This window comes from Mesorhizobium sp. M7A.F.Ca.CA.002.05.1.1 (assembly GCF_003998335.1).
GTDB lineage: Bacteria > Pseudomonadota > Alphaproteobacteria > Rhizobiales > Rhizobiaceae > Mesorhizobium.
Genome location: NZ_RZQI01001381.1, coordinates 1 through 978, shown reverse-complemented (window position 1 = coordinate 978; position 978 = coordinate 1). Strand labels below are relative to the sequence as shown.

Below are 978 nucleotides of genomic sequence, written 5' to 3'. Positions count from 1 at the left end.
GCCGGGGACCGACCATGATCTTGATCGGATCGTAAGGTACGATCCAGGTGGCGAAGACCGCACTCGCCACCATCAGCACGACCAGCACGGCGCCCATCAGGCCGAGCGGCGACTTACGCAGTTGCAGCAGGAACATAGCGATCGCGCCCGGCGCACGGCTTTTATCCACCGTCTCGCGAATGACTTGAACTTCGGACACGTTACAAATTCTCGCGGATTCTTGGATCGAGCGCCGCGTTGATCAGGTCGGCGAGCGTCGTGGAGATGACGAATAAAACGGTGGTGACGAGGACCGTGCCCATGACGATCGGATAGTTGCGCGAATCCACCGACTTGACGATCAGTGCGCCGATACCCGGACGGGCGAACACCACCTCGACGAAAACGGCCGCCGAGAGCAGATGCGCCATGCCGACGCCGATGATCGTCACCGTCGGCAGGATGGCCAGCGGCAGCGCGTAGCGCGCGACGATGCGTCGCTCCGAAAGACCGAAGGAGCGCGCCATGCGGATGTGGTTCTCGCCGAGGATCTCCAGCATGGAGGCGCGCACGATGCGCGAGATGTAGCCGACCCAGCCGATGCCGATGACGAAGGCCGGCAGGATGAGGTGAACGAGCCCACCGCGGAAGCCAGAGCCGGCGCCGATGGCGGGCAGCCAGCGCAGGCCGACCGAAAAGATCAGCAGCGCATAGATCGCCATGACGAAGGACGGAATGGCAATCGTGCCGACCGCGAACACGCCCACGAGCTTGTCGATCACGGAGTTGCGGTGCATCGCCGAATAGCAACCGAGCGGCACGCCGACGAAAACGGCCCAGGCGATCGATACTAGGATCAGCTCGATCGTATAGGGCAATTGCTCGAAGACGATGGCGCTGACCGGGCGCTGTGTGAAAACGTCGGTGCCGAGATTGCCGTGCAGCAACCCCCCGACGAAGGAGACGATCTGCACGGGCAGCGGCTTGTCGAGGCCCATC

The 978-nt window shown here is 63.1% G+C and carries 1 protein-coding gene and 1 pseudogene; both read right to left on the bottom strand.

The genetic code is table 11. The annotated features are described in order from the left end of the window. Positions 1 to 199: pseudogene (locus EN939_RS35745) on the bottom strand (ABC transporter permease); the annotation flags it as partial. A gap of 1 nt (position 200) precedes the next feature. Then, positions 201 to 978: ABC transporter permease (locus EN939_RS35740; RefSeq protein WP_164751583.1), on the bottom strand; the 778-nt coding region annotated here is incomplete at its 5' end.